General features: G+C 71.9%; 17 protein-coding genes and 1 tRNA gene. 7 read left to right on the forward strand and 11 right to left on the reverse strand.

From position 1 onward, the window contains the following. Position 1: 1 nt before the first annotated feature. The 6 genes from NMQ01_RS00220 to NMQ01_RS00245 all read right to left on the reverse strand — a co-directional run bounded on the left by NMQ01_RS00220 (position 2) and on the right by NMQ01_RS00245 (position 5,540). On the reverse strand, positions 2-685 hold the full coding sequence (locus tag NMQ01_RS00220; RefSeq protein WP_255184898.1) for an ATP-binding cassette domain-containing protein: 684 nt from the start codon (positions 683-685) through the stop codon (positions 2-4). Beyond that, positions 685-1,449, reverse strand: a complete 765-nt coding sequence (gene urtD, locus NMQ01_RS00225; RefSeq protein WP_255184899.1) for an urea ABC transporter ATP-binding protein UrtD — start codon at positions 1,447-1,449, stop codon at positions 685-687. The genes NMQ01_RS00220 and urtD overlap by 1 nt, the downstream gene beginning before the upstream one ends. Beyond that, positions 1,446-2,600 (reverse strand): urea ABC transporter permease subunit UrtC, encoded by a 1,155-nt coding sequence (gene urtC / locus NMQ01_RS00230; protein ID WP_255184900.1) that lies wholly within the window; start codon positions 2,598-2,600, stop codon positions 1,446-1,448. Before urtC ends, urtD begins: the two co-directional genes overlap by 4 nt. Further along, positions 2,597-3,481, reverse strand: a complete 885-nt coding sequence (gene urtB, locus NMQ01_RS00235) for an urea ABC transporter permease subunit UrtB (RefSeq protein WP_255184901.1) — start codon at positions 3,479-3,481, stop codon at positions 2,597-2,599. The genes urtC and urtB overlap by 4 nt, the downstream gene beginning before the upstream one ends. Positions 3,482-3,483: 2 nt before the next feature. Further along, positions 3,484-4,734: an urea ABC transporter substrate-binding protein gene (urtA, locus tag NMQ01_RS00240; protein WP_255184902.1), complete on the reverse strand. Its 1,251-nt coding sequence runs from the start codon at positions 4,732-4,734 to the stop codon at positions 3,484-3,486. A gap of 308 nt (positions 4,735-5,042) precedes the next feature. Next, positions 5,043-5,540 (reverse strand): monooxygenase family protein, encoded by a 498-nt coding sequence (locus tag NMQ01_RS00245; protein WP_255184903.1) that lies wholly within the window; start codon positions 5,538-5,540, stop codon positions 5,043-5,045. Between the two features lie 24 nt (positions 5,541-5,564). Here NMQ01_RS00245 and NMQ01_RS00250 point away from each other — a divergent pair, with 24 nt between their 5' ends. Then, complete coding sequence (locus tag NMQ01_RS00250) at positions 5,565-5,717, forward strand: hypothetical protein (RefSeq protein ID WP_255184904.1); 153 nt, start codon at positions 5,565-5,567, stop codon at positions 5,715-5,717. A 78-nt stretch (positions 5,718-5,795) separates the two neighbouring features. Then, positions 5,796-5,878, forward strand: a tRNA-Leu gene (locus NMQ01_RS00255). Positions 5,879-5,933: 55 nt separating this feature from the next. Here NMQ01_RS00255 and NMQ01_RS00260 read toward each other — a convergent pair. Further along, positions 5,934-6,539 carry a M23 family metallopeptidase gene (locus NMQ01_RS00260; RefSeq protein ID WP_255184905.1) on the reverse strand — a complete coding sequence of 202 codons (606 nt, stop codon included), beginning with the start codon at positions 6,537-6,539 and terminating at the stop codon, positions 5,934-5,936. 64 nt (positions 6,540-6,603) lie between these two features. Between NMQ01_RS00260 and NMQ01_RS00265 the strand changes: the two genes are divergently transcribed. Continuing rightward, positions 6,604-6,867, forward strand: a complete 264-nt coding sequence (locus NMQ01_RS00265; protein ID WP_255184906.1) for a hypothetical protein — start codon at positions 6,604-6,606, stop codon at positions 6,865-6,867. Positions 6,868-6,886: 19 nt separating this feature from the next. On the opposite strand, the gene NMQ01_RS00270 is transcribed toward NMQ01_RS00265, so the two are convergent. After that, positions 6,887-8,125, reverse strand: coding sequence for a hypothetical protein (locus NMQ01_RS00270; protein ID WP_255184907.1), 1,239 nt, complete (start codon positions 8,123-8,125; stop codon positions 6,887-6,889). A gap of 74 nt (positions 8,126-8,199) precedes the next feature. Between NMQ01_RS00270 and NMQ01_RS00275 the strand changes: the two genes are divergently transcribed. Together NMQ01_RS00275 and NMQ01_RS00280 are read left to right on the forward strand one after the other, a co-directional pair. Then, positions 8,200-8,745: a hypothetical protein gene (locus NMQ01_RS00275; protein ID WP_255184908.1), complete on the forward strand. Its 546-nt coding sequence runs from the start codon at positions 8,200-8,202 to the stop codon at positions 8,743-8,745. Then, positions 8,736-8,972, forward strand: a complete 237-nt coding sequence (locus NMQ01_RS00280; protein ID WP_255184909.1) for a hypothetical protein — start codon at positions 8,736-8,738, stop codon at positions 8,970-8,972. Before NMQ01_RS00275 ends, NMQ01_RS00280 begins: the two co-directional genes overlap by 10 nt. Positions 8,973-9,006: 34 nt before the next feature. On the opposite strand, the gene NMQ01_RS00285 is transcribed toward NMQ01_RS00280, so the two are convergent. Beyond that, a complete protein-coding gene (locus tag NMQ01_RS00285; RefSeq protein ID WP_255184910.1) occupies positions 9,007-9,606 on the reverse strand; it encodes a dihydrofolate reductase family protein in 600 nt (199 codons plus the stop codon). Positions 9,607-9,621: 15 nt separating this feature from the next. Beyond that, positions 9,622-10,170, reverse strand: a complete 549-nt coding sequence (locus NMQ01_RS00290) for an NYN domain-containing protein (RefSeq protein WP_255184911.1) — start codon at positions 10,168-10,170, stop codon at positions 9,622-9,624. A gap of 75 nt (positions 10,171-10,245) precedes the next feature. Between NMQ01_RS00290 and NMQ01_RS00295 the strand changes: the two genes are divergently transcribed. Then, positions 10,246-10,377: a hypothetical protein gene (locus NMQ01_RS00295; RefSeq protein ID WP_255186403.1), complete on the forward strand. Its 132-nt coding sequence runs from the start codon at positions 10,246-10,248 to the stop codon at positions 10,375-10,377. Between the two features lie 104 nt (positions 10,378-10,481). Here NMQ01_RS00295 and NMQ01_RS00300 read toward each other — a convergent pair whose 3' ends face one another. After that, positions 10,482-11,054: a TetR/AcrR family transcriptional regulator gene (locus NMQ01_RS00300; RefSeq protein WP_255184912.1), complete on the reverse strand. Its 573-nt coding sequence runs from the start codon at positions 11,052-11,054 to the stop codon at positions 10,482-10,484. A 114-nt stretch (positions 11,055-11,168) separates the two neighbouring features. On the opposite strand from NMQ01_RS00300, the gene NMQ01_RS00305 reads away from it, so the two are divergent. Then, the gene (locus NMQ01_RS00305) at positions 11,169-12,389 is read left to right on the forward strand and encodes an acetyl-CoA C-acetyltransferase (protein WP_084450918.1); all 1,221 of its coding nucleotides are present in this window, start codon (positions 11,169-11,171) and stop codon (positions 12,387-12,389) included. Positions 12,390-12,396: the final 7 nt, after the last annotated feature.

The following is a 12,396-nucleotide window of genomic DNA, read 5'->3' on the forward strand; positions in this document are numbered from 1 at the left end:
GTCACACCGCCATGAGCGCGCGGACGTCGGCCCCGGCCTCGGCGCCGCCGGCGCCCTCGCCGACGACCCGGCCGGACTCGAGCACGTAGTAGCGCTCGGCCGTGCGCAGGGCGAAGCCGATGTGCTGCTCGACGAGCAGCACCCCGAGGTCGCCGCGGCCGGTGAGGTCGGTGATGACCCGCTCGATCTCGGCGACGACATTGGGCTGGATGCCCTCCGTCGGCTCGTCGAGGATGAGGAGCGAAGGGCGGGTGAGGAGCGTCCTCGCGATGGACAGCTGCTGGCGCTGGCCTCCCGAGAGCAGTCCCGCCGGGCGCTGGAGCAGCCCGGTGAGCGCGGGGAAGGTGTCGAGCACCTCGTCGATCGCGGCCCGGTCCTTGCCGGCGACGAGCAGCAGGTTGTCCCACGTCGACATGTCGGGGAAGCTCAGCTGCCCCTGCGGGACGTAGCCCAGGCCGCGGCGGACCCGCTCGTTGGGCCGGGAGCCGGTGACGTCCTCGCCGTCGATGAGCACCCGGCCGCCGCTCGTCGGCAGCAGGCCCATCGCGGCCCGCAGGAGGGTCGTCTTGCCGGCGCCGTTGTGCCCCATGACGGCGACGCAGCCGCCGGTGGGGACGGTGAGCGAGACGTCGTGGAGGACGGTCGTGCGGCCGTAGCCGGCGACGACCTCGTCGAGCTGCAGCATCAGGCTGCTCCTTCCGTGGTCTGGCCGAGGTAGACGCGCTGCACCTCGGGGTTGGCCCTGATCGTGTCCATCGAGCCGCTGGCGAGGACGCGGCCGGCGTGCAGCACGGTGACGCCGTCGGCGAAGCGGCGCACGAAGTCCATGTCGTGCTCGACGACGACGATCGTGCGCTCGTGCCCGATGCGTCGCAGGAGCTCGCCGGTCTCCTCGCGCTCCTCGGCGCTCATGCCGGCGACCGGCTCGTCGAGGAGCATCACCGAGGCGTCCTGAACGAGGAGCATGCCGATCTCGAGCCACTGCTTCTGCCCGTGGCTCAGCACGCCGGCGGGGTGGTCGAGAAGGTGGGTGAGCCCGATGGTCTCCGCGGCCGCGGAGACCTCGGCAGGCACCTCCCGCCGCGCCCGCAGCTGGCTCCACCGCGAGCGGTGGCGCACGCCGGCGATGTCGAGGTTCTGCAGCACGCTCAGCTCCTCGAAGACGGTGGCGGTCTGGAAGGTGCGGCCGACGCCGAGCGCGGCGATGCGGTGCGACGGCTTGCCGAGGAGGTTGACCCCGCCGTGGGTGGCGACGCCCTGGCCCGGGGCGAGGCCGGTGAGGGCGTCGATGATCGTCGTCTTCCCGGCGCCGTTGGGCCCGACGAGGAAGTGGACCTGGCCCTGCAGCAGCGTCAGGTCGACCCCGTCGACGGCGACGAAGTCGCCGAAGGCGACGCGCAGGCCGCGGACCTCGAGGTAGTCGTCGGTGCGGGTGGGGGTGGTGGTCATCGGGCGGGCACCTCGGTCGTGTCGTCGCTGGGTCGGTGTGGTCCGGCGGTGGCCGTGGCGACCCGAGGACCGGGGGCGGTGGCCCCCCTTCGTCGGAGGGCATCGCGACCCCGGGTGACGAGGTCGGCGAGACCACCGGGCAGCAGGAGCAGGACGACGACGAAGAGCGCGCCCTGGAAGTAGGTCCACGACCCGGCGAAGCTCTCCGACAGCGTCGTCTCGGCGTAGCCGACGGCGATGGCGCCGAGAGCGGGGCCGAAGAGCGAGGCGCGGCCACCGAGGGCGACCCCGGACAGCAGGCCGATGGAGGCCACGACGCCGACGTCGTCCGGCGAGATGATGCCGACGGTCGGAACGAAGAGCGCCCCGGCGACGCTCGCGAGGACCGCCGCGATGACGTAGGCGACGAGCTTGGTCATCGCGGGGTTCTGCCCGAGGAAGCGGACCCGCTCCTCGCCGTCCCGCGCCGCGACGAGCAGCTCGCCGAAGCGGCTGCGGTTGAGGTGCGCGACGAGCGCCAGGGCGAGGACGAGCACCCCGGCGGTGACGAGGTAGATCATCTGCTTGTTCGCCGGGTCGTGCAGGGAGTAGCCGAAGAAGCCCTGGAAGTTGTTCAGCCCGTTGAGCCCACCCGTCGTCGTGACCTGCCCGACGAGCAGGATGGCGAAGGCCGCCGTGAGCGCCTGCGACAGGATCGCGAAGTACGCCCCACGGATCCGGCGGGTGAAGATCGCCAGGCCGAGCAGGGCCGCGAGCAGCGCCGGCACGAGCACGATCGCGACGAGGGTGAACCCGCCGGAGCGGAAGGGCTCCCACCAGCCGGGCACCTGCCCGTCGGAGTACAGCTGCATGAAGTCCGGGACCCCGCCGGGGCCGGCGTCGGCGAGCTTGAGGTGCATCGCCATCGCGTAGCCGCCGAGGCCGAAGTACAGCCCCTGGCCGAGGACGAGCATCCCGCCCCGGCCCCACGCGAGACCGATGCCGACCGCGGCGATGGCGTAGCAGAGGTACTTCGCGAGCAGGCCGAGGCGGAAGGTGCTGAGCACGGCCGGCGCGACGAGGAGCAGGACGAGCGCGAGGGCGGCGATCCCGATCCACGGGCCCAGCCCGGACCGGCCGGCGTCGCGCAGGCGTGCGGTGGGGGAGGTCATGCGAGGCTCCTCGTCTTCACGGTGAAGATGCCCTGGGGGCGGATCTGGAGGAAGGCGACGATCGCGACGAGGACGAGGACCTTGGCCATCGACCCGCTCGTGAGCGACTCGAGGACGGACTGCCCGAGCCCGACGCCGAGGGCGGCGAGGATCGTGCCCTTGATCTGGCCGATGCCACCGACGACGACGACGAGGAAGGCCTCGACGATGTACGTCGACCCGATCGTCGGCCCGGTCGACCCGAGCAGCGTCAGGGCGACCCCGGCGACCCCGGCGAGCCCGGAGCCGATGAAGAAGGTCGTCTGGTCGATGCGGCGGGTCGAGATGCCGACGCTCTCGGCGAGGTCGCGGTTGGCGACGGTCGCCCGGATGCGCCGGCCGAGGGCGGTGCGGCGCAGCACGAGCCACACCCCGGCGACGCAGACGACCGACAGGACGATGATGAAGAGCCGGGTGATCGGGAACCCGTAGCCGAGGATGTCGACGCTGCCGTCGAGCCACCCCGGCGAGGGCACCTCCTTGGCCGGCGCGCCGAAGATGTCGCGCGCCAGCTGCTGGAGGATGAGCCCGATGCCGAAGGTCACGAGGAGCGTGTCAAGCGGCCGGTGGTACATCCAGCGGATGATCGTGGCCTCGAGCAGCACCCCGAGGAGCCCACCGACGACGAAGCCGAGCGGGAGCGCGACGACCAGGCTCAGGCCGGAGCCGCCGAGGATGCTCGTCGTGACGAAGGCCGTGTAGGCGCCGGCCATGATGAACTCGCCGTGCGCCATGTTGATGACGCCCATCTGGCCGAAGGTGAGCGTCAGGCCGATGGCGATGAGCAGCAGCACGGCGCCCGTGGAGAGCCCCGTGAAGACCTGGGCGACGATGGCGTCCATGCTCAGTCGTTGGCCTTCCACCACGAGTAGTCCTCGAGGTACGGGTCCGGCTCGATCGGCTCCTTGGACGACCACACCGACTCGATGAGCCCGTCGTCGCGGACCTGCCCGATGTGCGCGGTCTTGGCGATGTGGTGGTTGTCGCCGTTGACGGTGACCGTGCCCTCCGGCGCGTCATAGGTGACGCCGTCGGCGGCGGCCTGGACCTTGGGGACGTCGAAGCTGCCGGCCTTCTCCACCATCGCCTTCCACAGGTGGAGCGAGGTGTACGCGGCCTCCATAGGGTCGGAGGTCACTGCCTTGGCGCCGTTGGCCTTCTTGAAGTCGGCGACGAAGGTGCTGTTCTCCTTCGAGCGGAGGGTCTGGTAGTAGTTCCACGCCGTGTACTGGCCCTTGAGGTTGGCCACGCCGACGCCCGGCACCTCCTCCTCGGCGATGGAGACGGACAGCACCGGCATCTCCTGGGCGGTGAGGCCCTTGCCCTTGTACTCCTTGAAGAAGGCGACGTTGGAGTCACCGTTGAGCGTGTTGAAGACGGCGTCGGCGTCAGCGGCCTTCACCTTGTCGACGACGCTGCCGAAGCTCGTCGAGCCGAGCGGCTGGTACTGCTCGCCCTTGACCTCGATGCCGTTGGCCGCGGCGTAGGCCTTGATGATCTTGTTGGCCGTGCGGGGGAAGACGTAGTCGGAGCCGACGAGGTAGATGCTCTTGATCTTCTTCTCGTCCTTGAGCCAGTCGAGGGCGGGCACGATCTGCTGGTTGGTCGTGGCGCCGGTGTAGAAGATGTTGTCCGAGCTCTCGAGACCCTCGTACTGCACAGGGTAGAAGAGCAGCGCGTCGTTGCCCTCGAAGACGGGGAGCATCGCCTTGCGCGAGCTGGAGGTCCAGCCGCCGAAGACCGCTGCGACACAGTCCTGCTGGATGAGCTTGGTCGCCTTCTCCGCGAAGACGGTCGGCTCGGAGGCGCCGTCCTCGGACACGACGGATAGCTGCTTGCCGAGGACACCGCCGTCGGCGTTGATCTCGTCGGCGGCCATCTTGAGCGACTTGTTGACGGTCGTCTCGCTGATCGCCATGGTCCCGGAGAGCGAGTTGAGGAAGCCCACCTTGATCTCGTCGCCGCTGGTGTCGACGCAGGAGTCGGCCGCGGCGGCGGTGCCCTCGCCGGTCTTGGCGCCGCAGGCGGCGGTGGCGAGGAGCAGGAGGGCGGTGGAGCTGGCGGCGACGGTGCGTCGCGTGATGGAGCGTGCCACGGGGTGCCTTTCGGTCCGTGCCGCCCGGGGGTCGGGTCGGCGGGGGATCGGCCCACGCGGGCGACGCTGCCCCCGGTCGGCGCCCGCGTGTGGGGCGCCCTCTGCCGAACTCGACGGACTGTGGCCGCGGTGTGTTTCGTCACTGTTTCGCGTCGGTCGCTGAGGCGTTTCATCTCCGGACCACCCCGACGGGGCGCGGGTTCACACCCTTCGACCGTCTGAATCGAGAGCCGCCGGTCTCGGCATCCGGACATGGACGGACCCGCGTCCTCTGCAGGACGCGGGTCCGAGATCGTGACGAAGGGGGGTCAGGCCACCTTCGAGCCCATCCGCTCGCGGGCTCGGTGGCCGCGCCGGGTGACCTCGACGGTGCCGGTGGCGGCGCCCAGTCCGACGTCAGCGCCGTTGCCGTAGAGCGTCTTGATGCCGGCGGCGGGCACGGCAGGGGTCTCGTGCCAGATGCCGACGGCGCCGGGGTGCTTGCGGCCGACGGCGTTGTAGGCCTTCCAGGCCGGCAGGTGCCGCGCGTCGGGGTTGGCGGCGTAGTCGTAGAGGTTCTCGGTGCTGCACCAGTACTGCACGACCCAGGGTCCCCTGCGGCCCATGAGGGTCGTCGCGCCGAGGAAGCCGAGGTCCTCGCCCTCGCCCCGCTCGGCGCCTCGTCGAGAATGCTTGAGCTCGGAGATCATCCGCGGCATCGCGACGAAGACCGGCCACCACAGGTCGACGCGGTGCGGCTTGGCGATGGTCATGCTGATGTTGAAGACGACGACGTCGTCCTCGAGGGCGTGCGTGCGGTGCTCCATGATGCGACTCCTTGATAGGACCCGGTGATCGACGACCTCGACGAGGTTGACTCCGTCCCGCAGGACCCCGCCGGTGCGGTGCGGCAGGTGGTGCTCGGGACCGTCCTCGTCGACCGGGTGCTCGCCCTCCTTCGTCGCCTGGCCCAGCAGCACATCGCCGTGAGCGAGGGCGACTGACCCTCGCTTTGGGGATCCGGCGGGTCATGGGGCACAATGAGACGGCTCGTGCGCCGGAAGGCGCTGGGCACACTCTTTGCGCGAGTGGCGGAACGGCAGACGCGCTGGCTTCAGGTGCCAGTGTCCGAAAGGGCGTGGGGGTTCAAATCCCCCCTCGCGCACAGATGCCGAAGGGCGTCGCACCAGCTGGTGCGACGCCCTTCGTCGTGCTCGGGGTCAGGCGCCGACGACCTCGCCGTTGCGCGGCAGCCGACCGCCGAAGCTCATCGGCACCGCCTGCGCCACCTCGACGGGCAGCCGGTCGATCGCCTGCACGTGCACGTGCGGCTCGGTGCTGTTGCCGGAGTTGCCGCAGCGGGCCACGAGCTGACCGGTGCGCACCTGCTCGCCGACCGCCACCGCCACGCTGTCGCGCTGGAGGTGGCACATGACGACCACGCCGCCGTCGCAGCGGATCATCACGTGGTTGCCGGCGAGGGCGGGCCAGCCGGCGGCCGCCCGCCGGCCCTGGGTCAGGGCATAACCGAGCGACGGCAGCCCGCGGTACGCCGCGTGGTCGGGCTCGCCGTCGTGCGCCGCGACGATCTCGCCGGCCACGGGCGCGACGATGGCCCGACCGAAGCCCGGGAAGCGCTCCGGCGCCTGCGGCCGCAGCAGGCTCGCCCACGTGATCGGCGCGGTCCGTTGGTCCCCGCCCACGGGGACGAAGTCGATGGCGTGGGCCGACGCGAAGCGGGTCGTGCCGTGGCTCGGCACCCGGTCGGCCGGGCTGTTGCGCACGATCCACCTCCCGGCGAAGGGGAGGGCGAGCTCGATCGTCATCGTGACCGACTCCTTTCGCCTCGTGCCGTGTCGGAGGACCCCTGTGCTGGCCTAGGGTCCCAGCATGAGCGCACCTCCTCCCGCACCGCGACCCTCGTCGGGGGTGCGGGGTGCCGTGCCCTACCTGCTCATCGGGCTCGGCGCGCTCCTGGGCTGCTGCGGTCTGGGGGTCGTCGCCTACGGCGGGCTCGGCGCGATCATGGTCGACCAGGCGAGCGAGGACCCCTGGGTCGTGTGGTCGCTCGTCCTCGGTCTCGCCGCCAGCGTGATCGCTCTCGTGGCCCTCGTCATCGGCATCGTCATGCTGCTGCGGCGCCCCCGCGGCTGACGGCTCGAGGGCGGGCTTCTCAGCCGCTGCGGCCGAGCAGGGCCTGCAGCGCCGCGTGCGCACCAGCCCCGTCCCGCACCTCGGAGAAGGCATGCTGCGAAGACAGCAGGTCGTCGGCCTCCGGGTGCTGCGAACGCCCGAGGACGAAGGTCGTCGTCCCGTCCTGACCGGGTCTGACCTGCAGGGTCGCCACGTGCTGCGGCAGGAAGGTGTTGACGACGAGGGCGCCGCTGCCGTCGCGCTGGGCGATGAGGGCGCGCCGGTCGGTGACAGCCCTGACCGCGACGAAGGCGGGCGGGCCGTCGCCGGTCGGGTGCGGGTTCGTCGCCGCCTGGTGGGCGCGGTGCACCGTGGCGGCCCGCCGCAGCAGGCCGGTGAGCACGACGAGCCCGAAGAGGACGACGACGCCGACCGCGACGAGGCCGGCCGTCGTGCTGATCGACCCGACGACGCTCCACATGCCATCGGAGCAGAAGCCGAAGACGATGAAGAGGAAGACCACCGCCCCCAGCACCAGCTGGCTGCTCCACCGCTCGACGAGCACCGGCAGCCGGCCCGGCTCCCGCCAGGTCACCCGCTCCCCGGGGTGGACGACCTCGGCGAGCAGCTGCTCGTGGTGCGGTCCCATGGTCGCCTGGCGCAGCGTGACGGGCGAAGGGGAGGTCGCCCCCTTCGCCTCGACGATGGTCCGCTCGGCCTCTCGTGACTCGTCGGCGGTGAGGTCGAGGAAGCCGACCGGACGGTGGCCGGACATGTCCGACCCGCGCGAGCTCTGCGTCGTGAGCACGTCCCAGGAGAGCTGCGCCGGACCGCGGTTCGGGACCCGACGGGTCAGCTGCGGGAGGGCGTCGAGCGCCACCTCCTCGGCGACGCGCGCCCGCCCGTCGGGCCGGTCGATCTCCGCCGCGCGGCGGTCGGTGACGACGGAGGCGACCGGCGGGGTGCCGAGTACGGCGCGACGCAGCGGCCGGACGAGCAGCACCGCGAGGACGATCCCGACGACGGCGCCGCCCACCCCGTAGGTCGAGGCTGCGGCCACCGGGTCCGGCGAGCCGGCGTCCGGCCCCGCCGCCACGAAGGCCATCGTCACCATGCCGCCCACGAGGGCGCCCACGATGCCGAGGAAGACCAGCGCGCCGAAGAGGTCAGCGGCGCGCGGCGCGCGTCGCCCCCGCTGCGCCAGCCACAGCACCCTCTCGTCGTCGGCCAGGCCGGCGAGGCGCGCGCCGGGCCCCCTGCTGCCGTCCCCTGCCGTCATGTCCTCGACCGTAACGGGCGAAGGGGGGGACGCAGCGGGCCTCGACCCAGACCGGCCGTGGCAGGCTGGCCGGCATGACGCAGGACGCGGGGGCGGAGCCGGAGCAGGCGGACGAGCCGCAGGTGAGCGGGGCGGTGAAGGCGGCTCGTGACAACGGCTTCGCCGACGGGGTGAGCTGGGGATCGCTGGAGCACCTCCAGCGATGGGAGGCGCCGCTGCTCAAGGGCGGCGTGTGGGCGGAGATGCTCGGCGGGTGCCTGCGGGCGCTGTGCCTCATCGCCCCCTTCGGCGGTCTGCTGCTCCCGCTGGGCAACCCCGGGGGACCCGACCAGTCGGTCATGGAGTCGGACGGCTTCGCGGGCGACGGGCTGCGGGGGATGGCGCTGATCGTCTTCACCCTCGCCGCGATCGGTCAGGTGTGGACCCTCGTCGAGTGGTCCCGGTGGGGGCGGCACAGCGCCGGCACGTGGACGGGCTTCTCGGCCCTGGCGATCATCTGCTCGGCGCTCTCGCTGTGGTGGTTCCACTCGTTGCTGCCGCCGGAGGACTACGCGGCGGTCGCCGTGCCCATCGGGCGACCCTCGTCCTGGGTGCCGTCGCCCTCGTCCTCATGCTGGTGACGTCGCGGCCGGGCAGCCCCGACGAGGCCCGGTGGGCGGCTCGGGCCGAGGGCTTCCGCCGGCTGCCGCAGGCCGACCAGCAGACGCTGCTCGACGAGAGGCAGGAGATCGTCTCGGTCCTGCTGGACCGCAAGCTCGTCACCGAGGAGCAGGCGGCCGAGGCGCTCGCCACGCCGCTCGGCGACTGGTACCTGCTCGACCGCGCGGCCGACGCGAAGCACCCCTGACGGGTGACCTCAGCGCCGCGAAGGGCGCGCCCGCTCAGCCCCGCACGGGCCGGTAGGTCATGTGGGTGACGAGTGGCGTGGCCCGGACCGAGACGCGCTCGAGGGTCTGCGGCGGCACCCCGTCGAAGATCCGTTCGCCGGCCCCGAGGATGCTCGACGTGACGTGCAGCCGCAGCTCGTCGAGCAGCCCGGCGGCGAGGAACTGGTTGACCGTGCTCGCCCCTCCGGCGACGGAGATGTTGCGCTCGCCAGCGGCCGCCCGGGCGCGCTCGAGCGCGGACTCGATGCCGTCGGTGACGAAGTGGAAGGTCGTGCCGCCCTGCATCTCGATCGGCTCGTGGGCGAAGTGCGTCAGCACGAAGACCGGCCCGTGGTAGGGCGGCTCGTCGCCCCACCACCCCCGCCAGTCACGGTCCCACTCGCCGCGGACCGGGCCGAACATGTTGCGGCCCATGATCGTCGCGCCCGAATCGACGATCGCGTCGACCTCCGCCCGGTTGTCCTCGTAACCCTCGAACATCCAGGCGTGGAGCGCGCCCTCCTCGATCTCGCCCATGGGCGAGGCCTCGCTCTGCCGCGGCCCCGCGGCGAAGCCGTCGGCGGAGACGGCGATGTCGGAGTACACGATGCCCACGGCGGGGCCCCTTCGTCAGATGAACTCGAGCGGGTCGAACTCGTCGATCTCGATGACCCGCACCCGCGGCAGCCGGCTCTTGAAGGCCGACACGTCGTACTCGAGGTCGAAGAACTCCACGCCGTCGACCTGCCGCAGGCCGTTGGCCATGAACTCGCCGAAGCCGACGACGCCGAGCCGCCGCCCTTCGTCCTGGGCCAGCGCCTCCATCTGCGGGGTGAAGTCGTTGTCGTGGCTGACGAGCATGACGTCGGCGTCACGCTCGAGGAGGGCCTCGGCTGTGCGCTGGATCGCGATGTCGACGACCTTGCCCTCGCCGCGCAGCGGCACCGGCCGGTAGCCCATGGCGAGCAGCGCCTGCACGAAGGAGGCCGGCAGCTCACCGGCGACCGCGAGGAAGAAGAGCCCCTTGACCGGCTGGTCCCACACCGCCTCGGTGTAGTCGAGCAGCGTGTTCCACCGCGGACGCTCCTGCGGCTCGGGCCGGCGCCCGAGGACGGAGACCCCGAGCGTGGCGTCGATGTTTTCCCCGTCGACGAGGAGGTAGGTGGTGCGATCGGCCATGATCGGACCCTACTGTGAGAGGGGCCGGCACGTCGCCGGCGCCAGGATGACGAAGGGGAGTGACCGCTCGTGTGCATGCCGGTCCGGTGCCAGCAGTGCGGCAAGACGACGTGGAGCGGCTGCGGTGAGCACGTGGCCCAGGTCCGGGCGCAGGTACCCGCCGACCAGTGGTGCCAGTGCCCGGAGAACGCCGACCCCAACGCCTGACGCCCTTCGCCCCTGACCTCCAACCCTGCAAAACCCTAGGGTCCTGCAGGGTTCACGCGACGCAACTGCGCAAAACCCTAGGGTTGTGCAGAGTTGGGTGACGGTCAGCGGAGGGTGATGCGGACCTCGGGGGGCGGGCCCTCGGCGCCGGAGAGGTCCCAGAGCCGGCCGAGGGCCGGCTGGAGCAGCCAGGTGCCGAGCTGGCGAACGAGCACGCGGACCGCCTGCTCGGTGACGGGGGTGCGGCTCGCGCCGATCCCGTGGTCGCGCAGGGTCTGCGTCTGCACCACCTGCTCGTCGAGCAGCTTGCGCACGAGGCGCCCGTCGCCGGCGCCCGGGGTGACGACGACCCGGCGCAGGTAGTCGACGGCGTGCGGGTTGGCCAGGAACATCGCGTGGATCGCCGCGTCGCGCCCGGCGACGACCTCGTCGACCGGGCCGTCGAGCGGCACCGACCCGAGGGCGTCACGGAAGAGCGCGACGACCGCGTCCTCCACCGCCTCCTGCAGCCCGTCCTTGCTGCCGAAGTAGTGCCCGACGAGGCCGGGGGCGACCCCGGCGGAGCGGGCGACCTCGCGCAGGCTCGTCGCGGCGACGCCCCGCTCGGCGAAGAGCGCCAGTGCCGCGGCCCGGATGCGGGTGCTGGTGTCGCCGGCGGCGCCTTCACGTGAACCCACGGGGACCCCCCTTCGCTGTGACGGTGAACAAGTCGACCCACCATTGCACATGTGTTCAACGGCTGCGTAGGGTGCGAGGCGAACCCCAGCAGTGACCCGCGAAGGAGCCGGCCCATGCCCGAGCAGCCCCAGGCGATCATCTACGACGCCGTCCGCACGCCCCGAGGGAAGGGCAAGTCCTCCGGCTCCCTCCACGAGGTCAAGCCGATCGACCTGACCGTCGGTCTCCTGCAGGCGATCCGGGAGCGCAACCCCGGCCTCGACGCCGCGCAGGTCGACGACCTCGTCATGGGCATCGTCTCGCCGGTCGGCGACCAGGGCGCGGTCCTGCCGCGCATCGCCGCGCTCAAGGCCGGCTACCCCGAGCCGGTGGCGGGCGTGCAGCTCAACCGCTTCTGCGGCTCCGGCCTCGAGGCGGTCAACCAGGTCGCGGCGCGGGTGCGCTCCGGCTTCGAGGACCTGCTCATCGCCGGTGGCGTCGAGTCGATGTCGCGCGTGCCGATGGGCAGCGACGGTGGCGCGTGGGCGATGGACCCGCGCACCGCGCTCGAGACCGACTTCGTCCCGCAGGGCATCAGCGCCGACCTCATCGCGACGATCGAGGGCTACGACCGCGCCGAGGTCGACCGCTTCGCCGCGCAGTCCCACGCCCGTGCGGCGGCTGCCTGGGAGGGCGGCTACTTCGACAAGAGCGTCATCCCGGTCAAGGACGCCAGCGGCATCACGATCCTCGACCGCGACGAGACGATCCGCCCCGGGACGACCGCCGAGTCGCTCGGCGGGCTGCGCCCCTCCTTCGCCGCGATGGGCGAGCAGGGCGGCTTCGACTTCGTCGCCACCGAGAAGTACCCGCACGTCGACGCGATCAACCACGTCCACCACGCCGGCAACAGCTCGGGCATCGTCGACGGCGCCGCGCTGCTGCTCGTCGGCAACGAGCGCGTCGGCCAGGAGATGGGCCTGACCCCCCGCGCCCGCATCGTCTCCACCGCGGTCATCGGCTCCGAGCCGACGATCATGCTCACCGGTCCCGCCCCGTCGTGCCGCAAGGCCCTCGACCGGGTCGGCATGAAGGCCAGCGACATCGACCTCGTCGAGATCAACGAGGCCTTCGCCGCCGTCGCCCTCAAGCTCATGCGCGACATGGGCTGGAGCGAGGAGCAGACCAACGTCAACGGCGGCGCGATCGCCATGGGCCACCCGCTCGGCGCCACCGGCGCGATGATCCTCGGCACCCTCGTCGACGAGCTGGAGCGCCGCGACCTCGAGCGCGGCATCGCCACCCTCTGCATCGGCGGCGGCATGGGTGTCGCCACGATCGTCGAGCGCGTCTGACCCCCCT

The organism is Janibacter sp. CX7, from assembly GCF_024362365.1.
In the GTDB taxonomy this organism is placed as follows: Bacteria; Actinomycetota; Actinomycetes; order Actinomycetales; family Dermatophilaceae; genus Janibacter.